The sequence below is a fragment of the Haemophilus influenzae genome (assembly GCF_900475755.1).
GTDB lineage: Bacteria > Pseudomonadota > Gammaproteobacteria > Enterobacterales > Pasteurellaceae > Haemophilus > Haemophilus influenzae_D.
Window position 1 is genome coordinate 784306 of sequence record NZ_LS483411.1, and the last position, 19573, is coordinate 803878.

General features: G+C 37.0%; 13 protein-coding genes, 1 other RNA gene and 1 pseudogene. 11 read left to right on the plus strand and 4 right to left on the minus strand.

Annotated features, from left to right (window positions below):
- Positions 1 to 20: 20 nt before the first annotated feature.
- The 7 genes from DQN24_RS04010 (at position 21) to DQN24_RS04040 (ending at position 8043) form a co-directional block, all read left to right on the plus strand.
- On the plus strand, positions 21 to 242 hold the full coding sequence (locus DQN24_RS04010; protein ID WP_021035604.1) for a hypothetical protein: 222 nt from the start codon (positions 21 to 23) through the stop codon (positions 240 to 242).
- 153 nt (positions 243 to 395) lie between these two features.
- A complete protein-coding gene (mobB, locus tag DQN24_RS04015) occupies positions 396 to 911 on the plus strand; it encodes a molybdopterin-guanine dinucleotide biosynthesis protein MobB (protein ID WP_005652476.1) in 516 nt (171 codons plus the stop codon).
- The gene (locus DQN24_RS04020; RefSeq protein ID WP_111695422.1) at positions 908 to 2296 is read left to right on the plus strand and encodes an MDR family MFS transporter; all 1389 of its coding nucleotides are present in this window, start codon (positions 908 to 910) and stop codon (positions 2294 to 2296) included. The genes mobB and DQN24_RS04020 overlap by 4 nt, the downstream gene beginning before the upstream one ends.
- 146 nt (positions 2297 to 2442) lie before the next feature.
- Positions 2443 to 4086, plus strand: coding sequence for an ABC transporter substrate-binding protein (locus tag DQN24_RS04025; protein WP_050847678.1), 1644 nt, complete (start codon positions 2443 to 2445; stop codon positions 4084 to 4086).
- 176 nt (positions 4087 to 4262) lie between these two features.
- Positions 4263 to 5024, plus strand: a complete 762-nt coding sequence (locus tag DQN24_RS04030) for a HugZ family heme oxygenase (protein WP_021035600.1) — start codon at positions 4263 to 4265, stop codon at positions 5022 to 5024.
- 1140 nt (positions 5025 to 6164) lie between these two features.
- Positions 6165 to 7244 carry a DNA-methyltransferase gene (locus tag DQN24_RS04035; protein WP_021035599.1) on the plus strand — a complete coding sequence of 360 codons (1080 nt, stop codon included), beginning with the start codon at positions 6165 to 6167 and terminating at the stop codon, positions 7242 to 7244.
- A 10-nt stretch (positions 7245 to 7254) separates the two neighbouring features.
- Positions 7255 to 8043 carry a HinfI family type II restriction enzyme gene (locus tag DQN24_RS04040; protein WP_021035598.1) on the plus strand — a complete coding sequence of 263 codons (789 nt, stop codon included), beginning with the start codon at positions 7255 to 7257 and terminating at the stop codon, positions 8041 to 8043.
- A 346-nt stretch (positions 8044 to 8389) separates the two neighbouring features.
- Here the strand turns inward: DQN24_RS04040 and DQN24_RS04045 are convergent.
- A pseudogene (locus tag DQN24_RS04045) lies at positions 8390 to 9540 on the minus strand (serine dehydratase subunit alpha family protein).
- A 14-nt stretch (positions 9541 to 9554) separates the two neighbouring features.
- Positions 9555 to 12347 (minus strand): DNA polymerase I, encoded by a 2793-nt coding sequence (gene polA / locus DQN24_RS04050; RefSeq protein WP_111695423.1) that lies wholly within the window; start codon positions 12345 to 12347, stop codon positions 9555 to 9557.
- Positions 12348 to 12496: 149 nt separating this feature from the next.
- Here polA and DQN24_RS04055 point away from each other — a divergent pair, with 149 nt between their 5' ends.
- From DQN24_RS04055 to clpB, 4 genes are all read left to right on the plus strand, one after another.
- A complete protein-coding gene (locus DQN24_RS04055) occupies positions 12497 to 12799 on the plus strand; it encodes a cell division protein ZapA (RefSeq protein WP_021035596.1) in 303 nt (100 codons plus the stop codon).
- Positions 12800 to 12906: 107 nt separating this feature from the next.
- A non-coding RNA gene (gene ssrS / locus DQN24_RS04060) (6S RNA) lies at positions 12907 to 13104 on the plus strand.
- A 17-nt stretch (positions 13105 to 13121) separates the two neighbouring features.
- Positions 13122 to 13685 carry a 5-formyltetrahydrofolate cyclo-ligase gene (locus tag DQN24_RS04065; protein ID WP_021035595.1) on the plus strand — a complete coding sequence of 188 codons (564 nt, stop codon included), beginning with the start codon at positions 13122 to 13124 and terminating at the stop codon, positions 13683 to 13685.
- 128 nt (positions 13686 to 13813) lie between these two features.
- Positions 13814 to 16384 (plus strand): ATP-dependent chaperone ClpB, encoded by a 2571-nt coding sequence (clpB, locus tag DQN24_RS04070; protein ID WP_021035594.1) that lies wholly within the window; start codon positions 13814 to 13816, stop codon positions 16382 to 16384.
- A gap of 36 nt (positions 16385 to 16420) precedes the next feature.
- Here the strand turns inward: clpB and rlmB are convergent, their stop codons facing one another.
- On the minus strand, positions 16421 to 17161 hold the full coding sequence (rlmB, locus tag DQN24_RS04075) for a 23S rRNA (guanosine(2251)-2'-O)-methyltransferase RlmB (RefSeq protein WP_111695424.1): 741 nt from the start codon (positions 17159 to 17161) through the stop codon (positions 16421 to 16423).
- 54 nt (positions 17162 to 17215) lie between these two features.
- Positions 17216 to 19564, minus strand: a complete 2349-nt coding sequence (gene rnr / locus DQN24_RS04080; RefSeq protein WP_111695425.1) for a ribonuclease R — start codon at positions 19562 to 19564, stop codon at positions 17216 to 17218.
- Positions 19565 to 19573: the final 9 nt, after the last annotated feature.

Sequence of the window (19573 nt, forward strand, 5' to 3'; positions counted from 1 at the left end):
TTTTATTCATCGGAGAAACTATGCTGAATTTATTTAAATTGCCCATTGAAAAAAGCTCTTTAGAGGTTTGGTCAAAACTCAGTGATGATGTGGCAAAAGTTGCTATTCTAGCAATGCCTGTTATACTTTATGGCGAGCAACCGCTTTTCCTAAAAGGATTAAATATTAGTTTTTTGCTCATTATTGCTTATGCTTGTCTTGTGATGGGGCGTAAATTTCGTCAATTAGTGGAGGGGAAATAATATGTGGCTTACTATAGGGCTTGGCATTGTTGCACTTCTTGCTATCGGCGGACTTATTTTTGCCAATTATGTAGCAAAACATTCTTAATTTATTAACCCCGATCTTTCGGGGTTTTCCGTATCTAAAGTGCGGTTATTTTTAAGGTTATTTTTATGAACAATCAGATTCCTTTACTTGGAATTACCGGTTATAGCGGTAGTGGTAAAACAACGTTGTTAGAAAAACTTATCCCAGAACTTATCGCTCGTCACATTCGCGTTTCAGTGATTAAACATAGCCATCACAATATGCAAGTTGATAAAGAAGGCAAAGATAGTTGGCGTATGAAAGAGGTGGGATCATCTCAGGTCATTCTAGCGAATGATGAACGCTGGGCGATCATGACGGAAACACCAAAACCTGTTTCATTGGATTATTTAGCACAACAATTTGACCGCACTTTAACAGATTTAGTGTTGGTGGAAGGCTTTAAACAAGAGCCAATTTCAAAGATTTTGCTCCATCGTCAGGAAATGACAAAACCTTTACCCGAAATTGACGAATATGTAGTGGCGGTTGCGACGAATTATCCCCTTGAAATTGATCGCACTTTGTTGGATATTAACTGCATTCCGCAAATTGCCGATTTTATTGAAAATTGGTTGCACCATTTTCACGGAGCACGATGACTGAATCCAATGCCTATCGCGGTTTAGCTTGGGTAGCAGCAATGGCGCTTTTTATGCAAAGCCTTGATGCCACCATTCTAAATACAGCTTTACCCGCGATATCTTCCGATTTACATAAACCCGCCTTTGAAATGCAAATGGCGATTATTGCTTATTCTTTAGCTGTTGCATTATTTATTCCTCTTACCGCTTGGGCTGCAGCAAAATTTGGAACATTGAGCGTTTTTCGTGGTGCAGTTTTTACGTTTATTTTAGGATCTATCGCTTGTGCTGCTGCGCCTAATTTAGAAAGTTTAATTTTAGCCAGAGTGATTCAGGGGATGGGCGGTGCTTTTATGATGCCCGTTGCACGTTTAGCTATTATTCAAGCGGTACCTAAACAACAATTAGTGAATGCTTGGAATTTAATGGCAACTGCAGGTTTGATCGGGCCAATTCTAGGGCCTATTTTAGGTGGATGGTTAGTCATTCACGCCAGTTGGCACTGGATTTTTTTAATCAATATTCCAATTGGTGTGCTAGGGATTTTGGCATCGGGTAGCGTGATGAACAATATCAAAGGCGAGGCAGAGAAATTAGATTGGACAGGTTTTTTACTCTTTGCATCAGGGCTAGTTGGCATTACGCTTGGTTTGGATTTACTCGGCGAAAGTCAGCATAATTCAAGTGTAACTTATAGCATATTAGTTGTTGGTATTTTATTACTCGTGGCTTATTGTGGTTATGCCAAAAATAATGAAGATGCTATTTTACCTTTATCCCTTTTCCGCACTCGTACATTCAGATTAGGCATTATTGCCAATATTTTTATCCGATTATCTGCATCTGGTGTGCCCTTTTTATTGCCTTTAATGTTTCAATTATCTTTCGGTTATAGTGCGGAAATGTCAGGCTGGCTCTTAGCACCGATTGCGTTAATTTCTGTGATGTTGAAAATATTAATTGGACGAATTTTAAATCGTTGGGGCTATAAAACCACGTTAATTTCATCCGCACTTTTGATGGCAGGTTCTGTGATTTCAATGGCTTGGTTAGATAAACAAAGTTCTCTGACTTGGATCATTTGTAATCTTATGTGGTACGGTGCCTGTATGTCGATAATTTTCACTTCAATTAATACGCTGGTTGTAGGCGATCTTTCAAAACAACAGTCTGGCACAGGCTCTACCGTATTAAGTATTGTGCAGCAAGTGGGGATTGGATTTGGTATTGCTGTGTCATCAATAATCTTAAATCTTTATCGACATTTCTTTAGCACAAATGATGGCTTACAACAGGCATTCAGCTATACTTTTTTAACTTCATCACTTTTTGCAATCGCCTTAGTTTGGTCGCTTATGAAATTACATAAAAATGATGGCGATCATTTACGAAAAATGCCTTAGATTAATTTGTTATAATCCATAGAATTTTTTTATTTAAAAAAAGGGAAATTTGCTTATATCTTATTGATATTTCTTGTTGGTGGAGATAGCTCCATCGTTTAACCATAAATGGTGGGGCATTCCCTGCCTAACATTGAGGTATGCTTATGAAACTAAAAGCAACATTAACTCTCGCCGCTGCAACTCTTGTTTTGGCAGCTTGTGATCAATCTAGTTCGACAAATAAATCTACCGCTCAAACTGAAGCAAAATCCTCGTCAAATAATACTTTTGTTTATTGTACAGCGAAAGCTCCACTGGGATTTAGCCCTGCGTTAATAATTGAAGGTACTTCTTATAATGCAAGTTCACAACAAGTGTATAACCGCTTAGTTGAATTTAAAAAAGGCTCAACGGATATTGAACCAGCTTTAGCTGAAAGCTGGGAAATTAGCGATGATAGCTTAAGTTATACTTTTCATTTGAGAAAAGGGGTTAAATTCCATACAACAAAAGAATTTACCCCGACACGTGATTTTAATGCAGATGATGTTGTATTTTCATTCCAACGTCAGTTAGATCCAAATCATCCATATCACAATGTATCTAAGGGGACTTATCCATATTTCAAAGCAATGAAATTTCCAGAATTGTTGAAGTCAGTGGAGAAAGTAGACGATAACACAATTCGTATTACCTTGAACAAGAAAGATGCGACTTTCTTGGCTAGTCTTGGTATGGATTTTATTTCTATTTATTCTGCAGAATATGCTGATGCAATGCTGAAAGCAGGTAAACCAGAAACGCTTGATAGTCGCCCAGTGGGGACTGGCCCTTTTGTTTTTGTGGATTATAAAACAGATCAGGCGATACAATATGTTGCGAATGAAAATTATTGGAAAGGTAGAACACCTTTAGATCGTTTAGTTATTAGTATTGTGCCTGATGCAACAACACGTTATGCAAAATTACAGGCAGGTACTTGTGATTTAATTTTATTCCCAAATGTAGCGGATTTAGCCAAAATGAAAACAGATCCAAAAGTACAACTTTTGGAACAAAAAGGTTTGAATGTGGCATATATCGCATTTAATACCGAAAAAGCACCGTTTGATAATGTCAAAGTGCGTCAAGCGTTGAATTACGCAGTAGATAAAAAAGCAATTATTGAAGCGGTTTATCAAGGCGCAGGAACATCAGCTAAAAACCCACTTCCTCCAACAATTTGGAGTTATAACGATGAAATCCAAGATTATCCGTACGATCCTGAAAAAGCAAAACAACTTTTAGCTGAAGCGGGTTATCCAAATGGTTTTGAAACTGATTTCTGGATTCAACCTGTTATTCGTGCTTCTAATCCAAATCCAAAACGTATGGCTGAATTAATTATGGCGGATTGGGCGAAAATTGGTGTAAAAACTAACCCAGTAACTTATGAATGGGCTGATTATAGAAAACGAGCAAAAGAGGGAGAATTAACTGCGGGTATCTTTGGTTGGTCTGGTGATAATGGTGATCCTGATAATTTCTTATCCCCATTATTAGGTAGCTCAAATATAGGTAATTCTAATATGGCACGTTTCAATAATTCAGAATTTGATGCTTTACTTAATAAAGCTATTGGATTAACCAATAAGGAAGAACGTGCGGAACTTTATAAACAAGCTCAAGTTATTGTCCATAATCAAGCACCTTGGATTCCAGTTGCCCACTCCGTTGGCTTTGCACCACTTAGTCCTCGAGTAAAAGGTTATGTACAAAGCCCATTCGGCTATGATGCTTTTTATGGTGTGAGTGTTGATGGTAAATAATTCATATTGATTTACTTATTCTAAGCCCTTATTTATAAGGGCTTTTTATTTATCAAAGGATTATTCTGTAAAAAATATGTTAAATCACTTTAACTTGAGTATAATGCTCAGCATTATTTCTATCGGATATGATCCCGTAGAATAATAAAAATTAATTGTTAATATAAGGAATAAAAATGGATTTCAATCGAATTATCACTCATATGAATGATCATCATCAAGATGATATGGTTGCCCTTTGTAAAAAATTTGGTGGCGAAAAGGAAATCACAGATGTGACGTTAGTTAATGTAGATTTTGCTGGTTTAGATTTTAAATATAATGGTGGCAAAACATTACGTGTGGAATTTCCACAACAAGCTGACGAAGGTTCAATTAAACAAGCGATTATCAATCTTTGTGTAGAAAATAAACCAGTTGCAAATTACGATCGTATCAAAGCTAAAATTGATGAATTTCGTCAAGAGTTCAAAAGCTGTGTGCTTGTTACTTTAGATAAAGATGGCTTACCGATGGCGTCTTATGCACCAATTATTTCGCTTGATGGAAAATATTATATTTATATCAGTGCCATTGCAGAGCATTATGACAATTTAAAACGCAATCCAAATCAAGTGGAAGTGATGTTTTTAGAAGATGAAAACAAAGCGAAATCAATTATTGTGCGTACTCGCTTACGTTATAAAGCAAGTGCACGTTTTATTCCTCGCAAAGATCCAATTGTTGAACAAGTCTTAGATAAATTAGCGGAAACGATGAATGATGTAGGCGGAATTAAAACGATTCGTGAATTTACTGATTTTGATTTAGTTGAACTTACATTTGGAACAGGTCGTTTTGTAAGAGGTTTTGGCCAAGCCTATTTAATTGATGCTAATGGGGAAATTTCTCATATTGGCGTCAAAGGCAATCCACATGAAAAAGAAAGCGATAAATAATATTGTCTCTTAATATGTAGATAATAAACATGAGAGTTTCCTTTTTTGTTTAGATTGATTTTGACAGTCATATTCTAAATGGGAATCTCTCACTTTTTATTGTGATTTGTCTGATTAAGACTGATCTTCTGCAGTATAGTTAGATTTTCAGATTCCTATTAATCACAATGGCGTATTTACCTTCTTTATAAGCCATATTTAAAACCCAATATGCTTTATTCTTCACTTTTTAATGAATCTTGGATGTCTAGTTTTATATCCCCTAATCTTGTGTTTTTTAAGGGATTAGCTGCTGATATAATAAAGTATTTTTGAATGAATTTTTGCTTTTTTCAACTCAAATTAGTCTTTGTATCCCTTTCTGGTTTTCTAACCAGTATGTATTGATCGATAAGGCTTGGTAATGACATTCATCAATTTGGCTTCTTTTACTGCTTACTTATTGAAAATTAAGGATTTTTTCGTTGCCTCTTGTTATTTCATGAAAATAAGATTCTATTTTAGTTTTAAATTGATAGTAATTATTCTTTAAAGTAAGTTCATAATTCGCTTTTTTCTCTTTGATTTGTTTTTACGCATTATTTCTAATACATTTGATTGTGCATTTTTCTTCCCAACTAATTTTTTTACACACGTAATGTTATATAAGGCACGTTGCGTTTCAGAATTAAAACCGTGCCTTAAGTTTTTTCTATCTACAAAGATTGATTATTACAATCCTATCTTATTGATAAATTTAATAAAAATATCATTAAAGGATTAAGGCTAAATTCGTTTCATAATTTGCTCTATTCTATTATCAACAGGAATACTTTGTTCAAAAGAGCGATATTTTTCAACCAATTAAGATGATAATTACCAAAGAATTTAAAGTGTTTACTCCTAACATAACGGCAGTCAAGATAAGAAAAACAATATCAAGGAAATTGTTTTTTTATTATGGGGTATAGGGCTAAGGAAGTTTATAAATCATTGAAAAACTAAAGATATTCATATAATTTTCAAAATTATGATATTGAGGATATATTGATCATAAATTTAGGAGAAAGTTTAATCTTGTTAGTTTCTTAAGACCTATGATTTATATTTGAGTTTGAAAGTGTTAGAATGCTGAAATTTTTATTTGAGAGTTTTTAAAAAATGATGAAAGAAAATATTAATGATTTTCTCAATACCATTTTAAAAGGTGATTGTATTGAGAAATTAAAAACAATTCCGAATGAAAGTATTGATTTAATCTTTGCGGATCCACCTTATTTTATGCAGACAGAAGGCAAATTATTACGAACTAACGGAGATGAATTTTCAGGTGTTGATGATGAGTGGGATAAATTCAATGATTTTGTAGAATATGACTCCTTTTGTGAATTATGGTTAAAAGAATGCAAAAGAATCCTTAAATCAACCGGGTCTATTTGGGTTATCGGTTCGTTTCAGAATATTTATAGAATCGGCTATATTATGCAAAATTTGGATTTTTGGATTTTAAATGATGTGATTTGGAATAAAACGAATCCAGTACCAAACTTTGGCGGTACAAGGTTTTGTAATGCTCACGAGACTATGCTATGGTGTTCGAAATGTAAAAAAAATAAATTTACTTTTAATTATAAAACAATGAAGCATTTAAACCAAGAAAAGCAAGAACGGAGTGTTTGGTCGTTATCATTGTGTACAGGTAAAGAGAGAATTAAAGACGAAGAAGGCAAAAAAGCCCATTCTACTCAAAAGCCAGAGTCGTTGCTTTACAAGGTAATTTTATCATCTTCAAAGCCAAATGATGTAGTGTTAGACCCATTTTTTGGGACTGGTACAACTGGGGCGGTGGCGAAAGCATTGGGACGGAATTATATAGGAATCGAGCGAGAACAAAAATACATTGATGTAGCCGAAAAAAGACTCCGAGAAATCAAGCCAAACCCTAATGATATTGAATTACTTTCTTTGGAAATAAAGCCCCCAAAAGTGCCAATGAAAACGCTTATTGAAGCCGATTTTTTGAGAGTGGGGCAAACTTTGTTTGATAAAAATGAAAATGCAATTTGTATTGTTACACAAGACGGCAATGTAAAAGACAATGAAGAAACCTTATCAATACATAAAATGAGTGCCAAATACCTAAATAAAACGAATAATAATGGCTGGGATTATTTTTATTTATTTAGAAATAATAATTTTATTACCCTTGATAGTTTAAGATATGAATACACTAACCAATAAGGCAAATCCTATGAATGATGAAATTTCCGACCTAATAAACCAAGCGGTTTCTAATATTTTAATCAATAGTAGTAGTGAAAACAAACTAAAAAAATTGATTAAAACGCATGATGTAAAAATTCATTTTGTACCGAGAAATTACCGTATTTTTGGCGGAATTTTGCAAAGTATGAACATTCAATTTGGTAATTTTTTAGAAGAATTTATGACTCTTCTAATAAAATCTGATGGGCGTTATGATATTTTGGAAGAATACAGTGGTAAAAAAAGTAATAAATTTCAATTGTCTACAAGTAATGACAATCGAATTGACCAATTCATAAGTTTTTGTCAGCGTAGTGACTCAATTAATCTCGATGAAGAATTTCCAAAACTTCTAAATGAAGTAAAAAATGATAATGATACAAATCTTTCTTCAATTAGCCACGATATTGACATTTTATTTAGAAATAAAGAAACTGGCGTTATTTATTATTTAGAAGTGAAATACAATGACGACCACGACACAGGAAAATTTGTTGATATAAACAGAAAATTTATTAAAACATACGCTTATTTGGTGCGTGAATTTCCAAACACAGAAATTAAACCAATACTTTTCTTTTTCAATAACAAGAAAATGAAAGGGAATATTTATGTTCCAGAAAATACTAATATTAGGCGTGGTAAATCGTTTTTTGATGAATTTTTAAAAATCAAATATGAAGATGTTGACTCGTATATACGAAACCTTTCAGAAAGTCCCGATAATATTAAAGCCTTTGATGATTTATACAGAAAAATAATGGCTATGAAATAGAGGAAACAAAAATACTCATATTTTAATTAATGAAAATTTTGTAGTGTCCTAAAAAGGTTCTATAAAAAATTCCAAACAAAAAGTAGCGAGAATAATGTGTATTTGAGTTTTAAATACATAATTTATCGTTTATTACTATTACGGCAACAGTATCTCAAAATTATTTGTCATTCGTCATTGGATTAGAATGCGGTAAGCTAAAGTTGTTATTTTCCCACATAGCTGTTTTATCACATTAAGGTTTTTAATATTGGTTTTATCTACATTAATGCTTGTCATTGGAGTAAAAGTTAGAAAAACAAAATTTAGATTTAGCTCCTTTTCCAAGAGACATACTTTATTTTTATTAAGGACAAGGTTTACTCACCATAATTTCGATAACTTGTCTGTCGATATGTTGCATACTTTTTGATGCAATAGCGCAGAGATTATCAATGGTTCGATCAAGATCATGTTCGACAATCCCTTCGTTGCCCGTAACGTGGGTTTCATCCATTGCCATAAGTACTGATTTATAGCCCGAGGCAACGCTGGTGGAGACTTTCATTGCACAGCTATTGGCTGCGCCATCACAGATAATGCCACTAATATCGCCAATCATGCTACAGATACCCATACTAGCTGTTTCAAATTTGCCAGTGAGTAAATAAGCAATACCAGCACAACTTCCCATTGATGCCGTAGTTACAGTACAAAGAGCGGAGAGTTTTGGCAATTTACTATGAATATAAATAGCCATTAAGTGGGATAAGAAAAGTGCGCGGATTCGTTTTTCTTCACTTACTTTGAGATAATCTGCAACGACAACAACAGGCATCGTTGCCGCAATACCTTGATTGCCTGAACCAGAATTGCTCATCGCTGGCAAGGTTGCGCCGCCCATTCTTGCATCTGATGCGGCTGTGGTTTCAATCATAATTTTGCTTAGCAAATCATCAGAAATTAAACCACTACCTACTTGTTTTCTCAACGTGCGACCAATATGCAAGCCATAATTTTCTCGCAAACCTTCATCTGAAAGTGCTCGATTAAGCTCTGCAGCTTGACGAATAAAACGAATTTTTTCTAATTCAACAGCATTGGAAAATTCAAAAATCTCTCGTGCAGTAATTTGTTTGAAGACTTCATAGGGATCGCAATTGGTACACTCACTAATTTTTGTTCAAGCATATTTTTGGCGGCAGTAACTTGCTCTGGCGTAATATGTTTTAATACTTCCAAACCGCCATCTGGATTACCGCCTAATGCGCCAATTGCCGCAGCTATGGGCAATCTCACCATACCTGTTCCAGGCACGGCAACGCCCAATCCATTTTTCATTAAGTTAGGAGATACTTTGGCTTCAATGTGTTCAGGTTTTTTGCCTAAATATTTCGCTGTTGTAGCAGATGCGAACGCAAGAGAAATCGGTTCGGTACAGCCTAAGGCTGGCACAACATCATTTTTAACGATTTGGAGTAATGGTTTTTCAATTTCGTTAAGTCTTTCTAAATTCATTCTTACTTATCCAATTAATGCGCTTCATCCCAATTTTGACCTACACCGACTTCTACGATCAACGGAACAACTAATTCCGCTGCATCTTCCATTTGTTGTTTAATTTGTTCACGGAAAAACTCGACTTTTTCTGACCGCACTTCAAACACTAATTCATCGTGTACTTGCATAATCATTTCAATGTCGGGATCGTGATAGATTACTTCATCAAGTTTAATCATCGCTCGTTTAATAATATCCGCAGCTGTGCCTTGCATCGGTGCATTTATCGCTACGCGTTCTGCCCCTTTACGACGCATTGCGTTGCTAGAATTGATATCAGGTAAATATAAACGGCGACCAAATAACGTTTCCACATAGCCTTGTGCTTTCGCTTTTTCACGGATATCGGTCATAAATTGCTGTACACTCGGATAGCGTTGGAAATATAAATCCATGTATTTTTTTGCATCAGGACGGGAAATACCTAGTTGGCGTGAGAGTCCAAAGGCGGACATTCCATAAATTAAGCCGAAATTAATTGCTTTAGCATTGCGACGTTGCTCGCTGGTGACTTCATCTAATGATACACCGAAGATTTCAGCAGCCGTGGAGCGATGAATATCCTTGCCTTGAGAGAAGGCGTTAATTAAGCCTTGATCGCCAGAAAGATGTGCCATAATGCGTAGCTCAATTTGAGAATAGTCAGCGGCGACAATAGAATAACCTTCACGTGCGATAAATGCTTGTCGAATACGACGACCTTCTTCATTCCGAATTGGGATATTTTGTAAGTTTGGATCACTTGATGATAAACGTCCTGTCGCCGTGACCGCTTGATGATAAGAGGTATGCACTCGGCCTGTTTGTGAATTGACCATTTGAGGCAGTTTATCCGTGTAAGTGGATTTAAGTTTACTCAACCCACGATGTTCGACCAAAATTTTGGGTAATTCGTGGCTATAGGCTAATTCTTCCAATACTTCTTCATTCGTTGATGGCGCACCTTTTGGCGTTTTTTGTAAAATAGGTAGGCCAAGTTTATCGAACAAAATTTCTTGTAATTGTTTGGTGGAAGCCAAATTAAATGGCTGACCTGCTAATTCGTAAGCTTGTTCTTCAAGTGCGGTTAATCTTGTGGCAATTTCGTTAGATTGCATAAAGAGGGCATTACTATCAATCAAAACGCCTGTACGTTCCATGCGAGAAAGCACATGAAGTAATGGTAATTCCATTGTTTTATACAATTCAACAAGCGTTGGTTCTTGTTGCAATTTCAACCACAGTGCTTGTTGTAATTTCATTGTCACATCAGCATCTTCTGCTGCGTATTCAGTGGCTTGTTCTAATGGAATTTGATTAAATGTAAGCTGACTTTTTCCTTTTCCAGCGATGCTTTCAAATGCGATAGTTTCATGACCTAAATAACGTTTGGCTAAATCGTCCATATTATGACGACCCGTACTATTTAGCGTATAAGAAAGCAACATCGTATCAAATTCAACACCTTGTAATTCAATGCCATGACGGGCAAAAATGCTTTCATCAAATTTAATATTTTGTCCAATTTTGTGAATATTAGGATTTTCTAAAATGGGTTTGATAGCCGCAAGTGCGGTCGATTTTTCGAGTGTTTTTGGCGCATCCAAATAATCCAATTGCAATGGTAAATAAGCGGCTTCGCCATTTTCAAGAGCAAAAGATATACCCACTAAATTAGCAGACATATAATCGAGGCTATCTGTTTCAGTATCCACTGCAATGAGTTTTGCTGTATTGAGTTTTTCAATCCAGCGTGTTAAATCCGCTTGAGTGAGTAAGGTTTCATATTTAGTACGATCAATTTGAATTTTAGGCGTATTTTCTACCGCACTTTGATCTAGTGATGTCGCCTGAAACTGATTGATTTTCACTGGTTGTTCAGCAGTTTGAGTAAGGGAATCTGAGCCATTCATCACTTCATTAAGCCAGCGTTTAAATTCGTAGCGAGCAAAATATTCAATAAGTTGATCCTTTTGGCTTTCTCCAAGCAACAATTCATCTGTTGTCACGTTAAGTTCAACATCCGTTTTGATGGTTGCCAACGTATAAGAAAGATCGGCATTAGTTTTTTCTGCCAATAATTTTTCGCCTAGTTTTTTCGCCCCTCGAATTGGCAATTCTGCTACTTTTTCAAGATTGGCATAAATTTCAGCCATACTCCCGATGCCTTGTAGTAAACCCAGTGCGGTTTTTTCGCCAACGCCAGCAACGCCTGGAATGTTATCTGCACTATCGCCCATAAGTGCTAGATAATCAATGATAAGTTCAGGTGGAATACCGTATTTTTCAATCACACCCTCGCGATCTAACAGGCTGTTATTCATAGTGTTGATGAGCATAATATTGTCATCAATTAACTGTGCCATATCTTTATCGCCAGTACTAATAAGCACTTTTTTACCCAAACGAGAGGCTTGTAGTGCGAGTGTGCCGATCACATCATCTGCTTCAACACCTTCCACTACTAAAAGCGGAATGCCTAATGCGCGAATCATATCGTGCAAAGGTTGAATTTGTTTGCGTAAATCATCGGGCATTGGGGGGCGATGAGATTTATATTGTTCAAACATTTCATCACGAAATGTTTTCCCTTTTGCATCAAAAACAACAGCTATATGAGTGGGTTGAACTTGTGAGATGAGGCTTTTTAGCATATTTAAAACGCCATACATCGCACCCGTTGGCTCACCTGCGGCGTTAGTTAAAGGAGGAAAGGCATGAAATGCACGATATAAATAAGAAGAACCATCCACTAGCACAAGCGGATTTGTTGCAATTTGGGCCATAAAAATCTCGTTTTAAACTGAAAAAATGTGGGCATTATAACGTAATTTATGATGATGAGCGAATGGCGGATTCAATGTAAAATTTGTGACGAACGTTTTTTGCTATGGCATAATATCAGCAACTCAAATATTTAATTTAAGGAAATCAAATGTCGTTAAAATTGGTCGAAATTTTAGTTTTGGGTCAGGTCTTACGTTTAAATGTGCCAGTTGAACAAGAAGAATTATTGCGTCAAGCTGCGCGCAATTTAGATATATTGGTTTCCGAAATGAAAGAAAAGACAGGTCTTATTCAGCTTGATCGTGTGCTTTCTATTGTGGCACTCAATTTGAGTTTTGAATTAAGCCAAGAAAAAAATAAAACCGCTCAAATTGAAAATGTATTGAGAACTCGAATTCAACAATTAGATCATTCATTAGAAAATATTAGAGTTACAAAAGAACCGCGTTAAATTAATGATCAAATTAGAGTAATTTTGTCGTTTTATAATCAACTCGTTAAAATTGACAAATAAATGCTAGTCAATGCCGAGAATTTGGGCTAGTATAAACCCATAAGAATTACCTAGAGTGTTCGTCAGTAGGCTATGTCCCTGAGCCGATACTTTAAATCTTATAAATTGGTTTCCTATCGTTGGTGTGTAGGCTTAACCTTTGACTCGTTCATTGGGCTAAGAAACCTGAAAACGGTATCAACTGATTTCCTTGAACCGTCGGGTTCAAGGACTATTGCCCACAGCGGCACTCTGGGTCCTATCTTCTCTTTCCATTTCTATGAATACTCAAAAACGCCAGCAAATCCGCAATGAAATCCGAAAAATACGTGCAAATTTAACTGCACTTCAACAGCAACAAGCTGAACAATCAGTTACTCAACAGGCGTTAAATCTTATCGAGCAACGACAAGCCACAAACATTGCATTATATTTTTCTTTTGATGGTGAAATTTCTACGAAAGCGTTAATCCAATCTCTTTGGATACAAAACAAAAATGTGTATTTACCTGTTTTACATCCTTTTACTAAACATCATTTATTGTTTTTACGCTATTTACCCGATACGCCAATGAAACAAAATCAGTTTGGTATTTGGGAGCCAAAGCTGAATGTTCAAAATGTTTTGCCATTAAATGAACTGGATATTTTATTTACGCCGTTGGTCGCCTTTGATACACAAGGAAATCGCCTAGGAATGGGCGGTGGGTTTTATGATCGCACGTTGCAGAATTGGCAAAATAAGCCTTTTATTCCAGTTGGTTTAGCGCATCAATGTCAGCAAGTAGAAAATCTTCCCACTGAGCATTGGGATGCCCCACTATTCGATATTTTGGTAGGTTAAAACCTATCATCAAATTTTTATTGATAGATAAAATCAAAAATATTTCAATTTTTCTCTTGAAATTTATCCAACCGAGCTTACTTAGTTTATGCGAATGGCGAAAGACGAAACTCAATTAAGGAAAGCGTATGAACATTGAAAAATTTACGACAAAATTCCAAGAAGCGTTAAGCGAAGCACAATCACTTGCTATCGGAAAAGATAATCAATTTATTGAACCCGTGCATTTATTGACCGCACTTTTAAATCAACAGGGCGGCTCTATTGCGCCAATTTTGACAGCAAGTGGTGTAAATGTGGCGTTATTGCGTAATGAATTGAAGACGGAACTAAATAAATTACCACAGGTTATTGGCAATGGCGGAGATGTGCAACTTTCACGTCAGCTCATTAATTTACTTAATCTATGTGATAAATTCGCACAGCAAAACCAAGATAAATTTATTTCGAGCGAATTGTTTTTGCTTGCAGCTTTAGAAGAACGAGGAACGATCAGCGATATTTTGAAAAAGTGCGGTGCAAAAAAAGAACAAATTTCGCAAGCCATTCAACATATTCGAGGGGGGCAAAACGTGAACGATCAAAATGCAGAAGAAAGCAGACAAGCATTAGAAAAATATACGATTGATTTAACCGCTCGTGCAGAAAGTGGCAAACTTGATCCTGTGATTGGGCGTGATGAAGAAATTCGTCGAGCCATTCAAGTATTACAACGTCGTACCAAAAACAACCCAGTGTTAATTGGTGAACCAGGTGTGGGGAAAACAGCGATTGTCGAAGGCTTGGCACAACGTATCGTAAATGGCGAAGTGCCAGAGGGTTTGAAAAATAAACGTGTGCTTTCATTAGATATGGGCGCATTGATTGCTGGTGCAAAATATCGTGGAGAATTTGAAGAACGTTTAAAATCGGTGCTCAATGAACTTTCTAAAGAAGAAGGTCGCGTTATCCTCTTTATTGATGAAATTCATACTATGGTCGGCGCAGGTAAAACCGATGGTGCGATGGACGCAGGTAACTTATTGAAACCAAGTTTGGCACGAGGCGAATTACATTGCGTGGGTGCAACCACTCTAGATGAATATCGTCAATATATCGAAAAAGATGCCGCACTTGAACGTCGTTTCCAAAAAGTCTTTGTGGACGAACCAAGTGTGGAAGATACCATTGCGATCTTACGTGGTTTGAAAGAACGTTATGAAATTCATCATCACGTGGATATTACTGACCCTGCGATTGTCGCAGCGGCAACGCTTTCACACCGTTATATTTCTGATCGTCAGTTACCAGATAAAGCGATTGATTTGATCGATGAAGCAGCGTCCAGCATTCGTATGGAAATAGATTCTAAACCTGAACCGCTTGATCGTCTTGAACGTCGAATTATCCAATTAAAATTGGAGCAACAAGCGTTACAAAAAGAAGAAGACGAAGCAAGTCGCAAACGTTTAGAAATGTTAGAGAAAGAATTGGCTGAAAAAGAACGTGAATATGCTGAACTTGAAGAAGTGTGGAAATCTGAAAAAGCAACGCTTTCTGGTTCTCAACATATTAAACAAGAACTAGATACTGCAAAAACCGAACTAGAACAAGCTCGTCGTGCGGGGGATTTAGCTAAAATGTCTGAGTTGCAATATGGCCGCATTCCTGCGCTTGAAAAACAACTCGAGCAAGCTGAAACCAGCGAAGGAAAAGAAATGACGCTTTTACGCTATCGCGTCACAGACGAAGAAATCGCAGAAGTGCTTTCTAAAGCCACTGGCATCCCAGTATCAAAAATGATGGAGGGCGAGAAAGAAAAACTCTTACGTATGGAAGATGAACTACATAAACGAGTGATTGGTCAAGAAGAAGCGGTTGATGCTGTCGCTAATGCAATTCGTCGTAGTCGTGCTGGTCTTTCCGATCCTAATCGCCCAATTGGTTCTTTCTTGTTCCTAGGGCCAACAGGTGTAGGTAAAACAGAGCTTTGTAAAACTCTAGCTAAATTCCTCTTTGATAGTGAAGATGCAATGGTGCGCATTGATATGTCAGAGTTTATGGAAAAACATAGCGTATCTCGTTTAGTCGGAGCGCCTCCAGGCTATGTCGGCTATGAAGAAGGCGGTTATTTAACTGAAGCTGTTCGCCGTCGTCCGTATTCGGTGATTTTGCTCGATGAAGTTGAAAAAGCCCATACGGATGTGTTCAACATCTTGTTGCAAGTGCTAGATGATGGTCGTTTAACTGACGGACAAGGCAGAACCGTAGATTTTCGTAACACGGTTGTGATTATGACCTCTAACTTAGGTTCTGATTTAATCCAAGGTAACAAAGAGGAAAGCTATAGCGAAATGAAGGCCTTAGTGATGTCTGTAGTAGGCCAACATTTCCGCCCAGAATTTATCAACCGTATTGACGAAACCGTGGTATTCCATCCACTTGGTAAAGAGAATATCCGTGCGATTGCAAGCATCCAATTAGAACGTTTAGCAAAACGTATGGAAACTCGTGGCTACGAATTGGTATTTACCGATGCTTTATTAGATTTTATTGGCGAAGTTGGCTATGACCCAATTTATGGCGCACGTCCATTGAAACGCGCCATTCAACAAGAAATTGAAAATAGCTTGGCGCAACAAATTCTATCTGGTGCGTTGTTACCGAGTAAGGTTGTTACTATTGATTATGTCAATTCAGAAGTTCAAGCGAGACAATAAGCATTACAAAAGTGCGGTAAAATTTACCGCACTTTTTTATGAACCTAAACGCTGACGTACAATTTCAAATAAACATACCCCTGTTGCGACAGATACATTTAATGATGAAACTGAACCAGCCATTGGAATGCTAATCAGTTGATCGCAATGTTCACGTGTTAAACGACGCATTCCTTCGCCTTCAGCTCCCATAACAAGTGCTAGTGACCCTGTCAGTTTGCTTTGATAAATGGTTTCAGTTGCTTCGCCAGCAGTGCCAACCACCCAAATATTATGGTTTTGCTGTAAATCGCGTAGTGTGCGAGAAAGATTGGTTACACGAATTAACGGCACAGTTTCTGCTGCACCGCAAGCAACTTTACGCGCGATAGATGTTAATTGTGCCGATTTATCTTTCGGTACGATCACTGCCACTACGCCCGCTGCATCAGCTGTTCGCAAACAAGCTCCCAAGTTGTGTGGATCAGTCACGCCATCTAAAACTAATAAAAGCGGGTTTTGTTTATTGGCAAGAATTTCATCAAGATCATTTTCATTAAGTTCTTTTGCTGCTTGTACTCGAGCAATAACACCTTGATGAACTTCGCCATCGGCTTTTTTATCAAGAGTTTGGCGATTAACAAATTGCACACCAATTCCTAGGGAATAAAGTTCGTTTAAGAGTGGCTGTAGGCGTTTATCTTCACGTCCTTTAAGTACGAAAACTTCAATTAGACGCTCTGGCGAATGGGTTAAAATACTATTAACAGCATGAATGCCGTAGATTTGTTCTGACATAAATTTCTCTTTTTTTATTTGAATTTTTAATTCATTCTTAAAATAGGAAGTGAATTATTTTCGTTTTCTAGATGTTTTCTTAGAAACTTCTTTCTTTTTTACCGCACTTTTTCGTTTCTGGGATGTTTTAGACGGTAGTTCTTTAAAGACTTTCTTGGCTTTTTCTTTCGCGGTTTTTCCAGCATGACGAGGCTTACGTTCACTCCCCATCAGAGAGAAATCGACCATTTTATTTTCTAAATGTACCGCTTCAACTTTGATGCGAACTTTATCGCCTAAGCGATATTGCATTCCGCTATTTTCGCCAATTAAACGCTGTTTTGTTGCATCGAATTGGTAATAATCGTTTTCTAAAGTCGAAATATGGACTAAACCATCGATGAATAAATCATCTAAGCGTATAAATAAACCAAATCCCGTCACAGATGAAATAACACCGCTAAATTCTTCGCCAATATGATCTTGCATATATTCACATTTTAGCCAATCTGCCACTTCACGAGTGGCGTCGTCAGCACGGCGTTCCGTCATTGAACAATGATTGCCAAGTAAATCCATTTCATCAAAAGAGTAATGATAACCGCCAGTATCCGTTGTTTTACGTTTTGCGCCTTGTTCTTTAGCGAGTAAATATTTGATGCCTCGATGAAGTGTTAAGTCTGGATAACGGCGAATTGGCGAAGTAAAGTGTGCATACTCTTCCAAAGCCAAACCAAAGTGTCCAATATTGTCAGCATGATAGACAGCTTGGCTTAAAGAGCGGAGCAACATTGTTTGAATAAGTTCATGATCAGGTCGTTCCTTAACTTTTTCTAAGAGAGCAGCATAGTCTTTTGTGGTTGGTTTTAAGCCACCTTCTAAAGTTAAACCAAACTCACTTAAGAAAGTGCGGAACGATGTTAATTTTTCTTCGCTCGGGGTGGCATGAATGCGATATAACGCAGGCTCTTTATGTTTTTCCATAAAATTAGCAGCTGCGATATTCGCAAGAATCATACATTCCTCAATGATTTTGTGGGCATCGTTACGAACAACGGGTTCAATACGCTCAATTCTCCCCATTGCATTAAAAATAAACTTAGTTTCAATGGTTTCAAAATCGATGGCACCACGTTGTTTTCGGGCATTAAGTAATGCTTTATAGAGATGATGCAATTCTTCTAAATGTGGAATAAGTCCTTGATAACGAGTGCGTAATTCTTCATCGCCTTCAAGCATTTTGGCTACTTTGGTATAAGTGAGGCGGGCGTGAGAATTCATCACCGCTTCATAAAAGCGATAATCTGTGAGCTTACCTTTAGCTGAAATTTGCATCTCACACACCATACATAAACGATCCACTTGTGGGTTAAGAGAGCATAAGCCGTTCGATAAAATTTCAGGTAGCATTGGTACAACTCGGTTCGGAAAATAAACTGAGTTACCACGATTATGCGCTTCTACATCCAAAGCGGAACGTAAACGTACGTAATAACTGACATCCGCAATCGCTACCCAAAGTTTCCAGCCTTTGCCATGTTTTTCACAATAAACAGCATCATCAAAATCCCGCGCATCTTCGCCATCAATGGTAACAAGCGGTAAATGACGTAAATCCACACGACCTTTTTTGGCTTCTTCTGGGACTTCTTCAGTGAATTTTTTTACGTATTTTTCCACCGCACTTGGAAACTTATGGGGAATATCGTGGTTACGCAAGGCGATTTCCACTTCCATTCCTTTCGCCATATTATCGCCTAGGATTTCAGTAATTACGCCAATTGGCTGGTTAAAACTAGCAGAGCGTTCTTGCAATTCGACAACCACAACTTGCCCCATTCGTGCGCCATTACGATGTTCATTTGGCACGAGAATATCACGACCAATTCTGCTGTCATCAGGCACCACATAGCTGAAACCGTTTTCTAAGAAAAAGCGACCCACAATTTGTTTTTTACGGCTTTCTAATACGCGCACAATTCGCACTTCACGGCGACCACGACGATCTAATCCAGCAGGTTGCGCTAAGACAAAATCTCCATGCATGACTCTTTGCATTTGATGGTTCGGAATGAATAAATCATCTTTTTTGCCATCGACCTGTAAAAAACCAAAACCTTCGCGATGACCAATTACCGTACCTTTAAATAAATCTAATTTTTCTGGTAAGGCATAGCGTTTACGTTTAGTGAACACTAATTGCCCATCATTTTCCATCGCGCGTAATCGGCGACGCATCGCTTCTATTTGATCTTCATTTCGAATGGAAAGTGCGGTCAAAATTTCATCCCGATTCATTGGCGCATTATTGTCTCGAATAACGCTTAAAATAAATTCACGGCTCGGGATTGGATTGCCGTATTTTTCCAATTCTCGTTTGTAATGAGGATCTTGGTTGATTAAGTTTTTACGTTTTTTTGTCATTATTTTTTA

What these genes read in the sequence shown, in the direction of transcription:
- DQN24_RS04010 (WP_021035604.1), top strand. Translation starts at nt 21, where the DNA reads ATGCTGAATTTATTTAAATTGCCCATTGAAAAAAGCTCTTTAGAGGTT.
- mobB (WP_005652476.1), top strand. Translation starts at nt 396, where the DNA reads ATGAACAATCAGATTCCTTTACTTGGAATTACCGGTTATAGCGGTAGT.
- DQN24_RS04020 (WP_111695422.1), top strand. Translation starts at nt 908, where the DNA reads ATGACTGAATCCAATGCCTATCGCGGTTTAGCTTGGGTAGCAGCAATG.
- DQN24_RS04025 (WP_050847678.1), top strand. Translation starts at nt 2,443, where the DNA reads ATGAAACTAAAAGCAACATTAACTCTCGCCGCTGCAACTCTTGTTTTG.
- DQN24_RS04030 (WP_021035600.1), top strand. Translation starts at nt 4,263, where the DNA reads ATGGATTTCAATCGAATTATCACTCATATGAATGATCATCATCAAGAT.
- DQN24_RS04035 (WP_021035599.1), top strand. Translation starts at nt 6,165, where the DNA reads ATGATGAAAGAAAATATTAATGATTTTCTCAATACCATTTTAAAAGGT.
- DQN24_RS04040 (WP_021035598.1), top strand. Translation starts at nt 7,255, where the DNA reads ATGAATGATGAAATTTCCGACCTAATAAACCAAGCGGTTTCTAATATT.
- polA (WP_111695423.1), bottom strand. Translation starts at nt 12,347, where the DNA reads ATGGCCCAAATTGCAACAAATCCGCTTGTGCTAGTGGATGGTTCTTCT.
- DQN24_RS04055 (WP_021035596.1), top strand. Translation starts at nt 12,497, where the DNA reads ATGTCGTTAAAATTGGTCGAAATTTTAGTTTTGGGTCAGGTCTTACGT.
- DQN24_RS04065 (WP_021035595.1), top strand. Translation starts at nt 13,122, where the DNA reads ATGAATACTCAAAAACGCCAGCAAATCCGCAATGAAATCCGAAAAATA.
- clpB (WP_021035594.1), top strand. Translation starts at nt 13,814, where the DNA reads ATGAACATTGAAAAATTTACGACAAAATTCCAAGAAGCGTTAAGCGAA.
- rlmB (WP_111695424.1), bottom strand. Translation starts at nt 17,161, where the DNA reads ATGTCAGAACAAATCTACGGCATTCATGCTGTTAATAGTATTTTAACC.
- rnr (WP_111695425.1), bottom strand. Translation starts at nt 19,564, where the DNA reads ATGACAAAAAAACGTAAAAACTTAATCAACCAAGATCCTCATTACAAA.